Source organism: Siccirubricoccus deserti (assembly GCF_014283215.1).
Lineage (GTDB): Bacteria > Pseudomonadota > Alphaproteobacteria > Acetobacterales > Acetobacteraceae > Siccirubricoccus > Siccirubricoccus deserti.
Genome location: NZ_JACOMF010000170.1, coordinates 1 through 2,740 on the forward strand (window position 1 = coordinate 1; position 2,740 = coordinate 2,740).

Below are 2,740 nucleotides of genomic sequence, written 5' to 3' on the forward strand. Positions count from 1 at the left end.
CGGCATCCGTGCCGGAGAGCAATTGATCCAGCAACTCATCGGCTATGTGCGGCGCTTTCCTTCGAGCCATGGGGGAGATCCTCTCTTTCCCTCATGACCGGCAACACACGAAAATCCCGACAGTCCCGCCCTGCTGGGCCTCCACCGCATCCTGCCCGGCCTGGTTATCGGCGACCCCGGCCTGGTTCTCGGCGACGCTCTGCTCGAGATCCTCAAGTCCGAGCTGCAGCTGGTCCGGGCTGAGCTGCTCCGACCGGCGGCCGAACTGCTGGCGCAGCAGGCGCTGGATCAACAGCCGCAGCTTGTCGTTCTCGGCCTGCAGCGCGCCGTGCTGGTGCACCACATCCCGCAGCATCTGCTGCAGGACGGCGGGATCATCGGGCAGCGTGTCGAGTTCGATCTGCACGCCCGTATGATGCCGAAGGCCGTCGCGTCGGGCCTACCGTTTCCGACCGAATCGCAGCGCTGTTACCCGGCCAGTTCCGGCCTGCAGCGCGGCACCGGAGCGCGCCACTCGCAGCCATCGAGCAGCGCCGCCAGCTGCGCCGTGGACAAGGCGATGCATCCCGTCGTCGTGGTCGTCGGCCAAGCGAATTGGCCTTGTTCCAACCGCTTGGTCAGCAGGCACAGGCCAACCCCATCGTGCCAGAGCAGCTTGATCAGCCCGGCCCGACGACCGCGAAAGGCGTACACCGCCCCGCTGAATGGATCCTTCGCCAGGCCCTGCTGCACCAGCATCGCCAGACCCGTCATGCCCTTGCGCATGTCGGTCACGCCGCAGGCCAGCCAGATCCGCAATCCGGCGGGCGGCGCGATCATCGGCGACCCAACGCCGCCAGAACGCGGCGCAGCGCCACCTCCTCCACCGCCGCATCCACCCGCACCATCACGCCGTCCGGCAGCAAGATCTCGATCGGAGCGGGCGCGGCATCGGGTCTCGCAGCTGGGGATGCCGCCTCCGGCATCGGCGGGTCTACTGCCGCGACCGCGCCGTCAGGCATCGCGGCTACCGGCAAGAAGCTCGGCGCCGCGGGTATCAACGCCTTGAGCTGGCCCTCCACCATCTGCCGACGCCAAGTGTAGAGCAGGCCGGTGCCAATGCCGTGCCGCCGTGCCACCGCGATCGGTGAGCCGCCCGGCTCCAGGCTTTCCAGGACGATGTCGTGCTTCTGCGCGTCCGTCCAAATCCGCCGCCGCTCGCCGCGGGTGATCACCTCGATCGGCGCCTCGCGCACGCTCATACGATTGGTCGTAGGAGCGTCCTCAGCCTCGGTGACCCGCGGTGGCAGCGTCTTGCTCATCCCGCCCTTGCATCACGACAGCGCTCCGCGTCGCAATGTGCCGCCGTCGTGACGCTTACTCTGCCGGTCCATCCCCGCGATCTGCGCCGTGGCCTCCCGGCTCATGCCCTCCAGCGCCGCCGCGATTGCGAGCAGGCGCCGCGCCACCCGACCGTAGCCCTTCATCTTCGCCAGACGACGCAGTTCAGCAGGCGGCACGTCCTGCCGGATCATCAATCCCCGCATGGTTCGCTCCAGAAGCCATGCCCGCCGATGAATCACGACAGCCCGCGTCGGTTCAACCCAAAGAGTCAGGCCTTCATGCGCCGGGTATTACCACTTTGCCGCTTTACACGGTGTTTCGATGACGTTAAAATGAGAGACCTATCTAATCAATCTAAGGATCTTTCTTTTATGAGCTCCTGGGAGAACAACATTTGCTTAAAGAGTGACATCGAGAGAAAATTTAGTATTCTCGAACCGGCTGCTGCCCACATCTCCACAGACAACCGCATGAGCTGGTGGAAAAATCTCGATTTTACAGATCAACTGGCGCGCGATACTTGGCCGTTGCCTGTCACAGAAGATCGCGAGGGTTATCATGGCTCAAATCATTTCAGTTATTGGGCTTCGGGCTTAGTTGACTCCAGAATGCTTCTCGATGCATCGCGTTCCTTTAGTGGAAACCCACCAAAAGTCTTTCTGGATTTGGGCTGTGCATCGGGTAGGGTGATTCGCCACACTTCGCTACTACAGCCTGATATGAGAACACTCGGATGCGACATTAACAGACTGCATGTTGAGTGGTGTAATAAATTTCTCCCGCCTTCGATTACCGCCTTTCAAAATCATTCAATTCCAAGCCTTCCACTAGAATCTAATTCAGTCGACATTGTCTCGGCTTACTCCGTTTTTACGCATATTGAGGCCCTGGAAAGCACTTGGCTTATGGAGATACGCCGCATTTTGCGGCCCGGTGGCATTGCTTGGATTACCGTTCACTCGGACTGGACGCTCCGAGATATGAATGAGACTTGGCCTCTATGGGGACCGGTGATGAAACACCCGCAGGCGGTTTCTCTACTCGCTGACGGCAATCGGGATTTTGAGGGTGACCGACTTGTGTTTCGCTGGCACGGAGATCGATCGTATTCCTCCAACGTTTTTTACAAAGAGTCCTACATCCGAAGTCATTGGTGCCGTATAATGGAAGTGATCGACTTTCGCCGTCGGCACCCATCGTACCAAGATGTGGTGATACTTCGGAAAAACTAGCCTCGGTTTTACACTGACTTGCTCTGTTGAAACCCTGGCTTGGCTGGGTACTTTGGGCGGCTATCTTGGGATGAGCGGTCCGGAGGTGGTCGATGCGGACGCTTTCGAAGTCGGCGCTGCGGGTGGCCGGTGAGGCGCTTGCGGTGGGGCGGACGGCACTGCCTGCCTATGGCAGCCACTACTCG

Annotated in this window: 5 protein-coding genes; 1 reads left to right on the forward strand and 4 read right to left on the reverse strand. The window is 60.8% G+C overall.

Annotated features, from left to right (window positions below):
• Positions 1-91 precede the first annotated feature (91 nt).
• The 4 genes from H7965_RS29365 to H7965_RS29380 form a co-directional block, all read right to left on the reverse strand.
• Entirely contained in the window at positions 92-406 is a 315-nt protein-coding gene (locus tag H7965_RS29365; RefSeq protein ID WP_186774026.1) for an IS66 family transposase, read from the reverse strand.
• A 62-nt stretch (positions 407-468) separates the two neighbouring features.
• Positions 469-819 (reverse strand): IS66 family insertion sequence element accessory protein TnpB, encoded by a 351-nt coding sequence (gene tnpB / locus H7965_RS29370; protein WP_186774027.1) that lies wholly within the window; start codon positions 817-819, stop codon positions 469-471.
• A complete protein-coding gene (gene tnpA / locus H7965_RS29375) occupies positions 816-1,301 on the reverse strand; it encodes an IS66-like element accessory protein TnpA (protein ID WP_186774028.1) in 486 nt (161 codons plus the stop codon). Before tnpA ends, tnpB begins: the two co-directional genes overlap by 4 nt.
• Before the next feature lie 12 nt (positions 1,302-1,313).
• Positions 1,314-1,526 carry a hypothetical protein gene (locus H7965_RS29380; RefSeq protein WP_186774029.1) on the reverse strand — a complete coding sequence of 71 codons (213 nt, stop codon included), beginning with the start codon at positions 1,524-1,526 and terminating at the stop codon, positions 1,314-1,316.
• Between the two features lie 27 nt (positions 1,527-1,553).
• Here H7965_RS29380 and H7965_RS29385 point away from each other — a divergent pair, with 27 nt between their 5' ends.
• Positions 1,554-2,555: a class I SAM-dependent methyltransferase gene (locus tag H7965_RS29385; protein ID WP_186774030.1), complete on the forward strand. Its 1,002-nt coding sequence runs from the start codon at positions 1,554-1,556 to the stop codon at positions 2,553-2,555.
• Positions 2,556-2,740 lie beyond the last annotated feature (185 nt).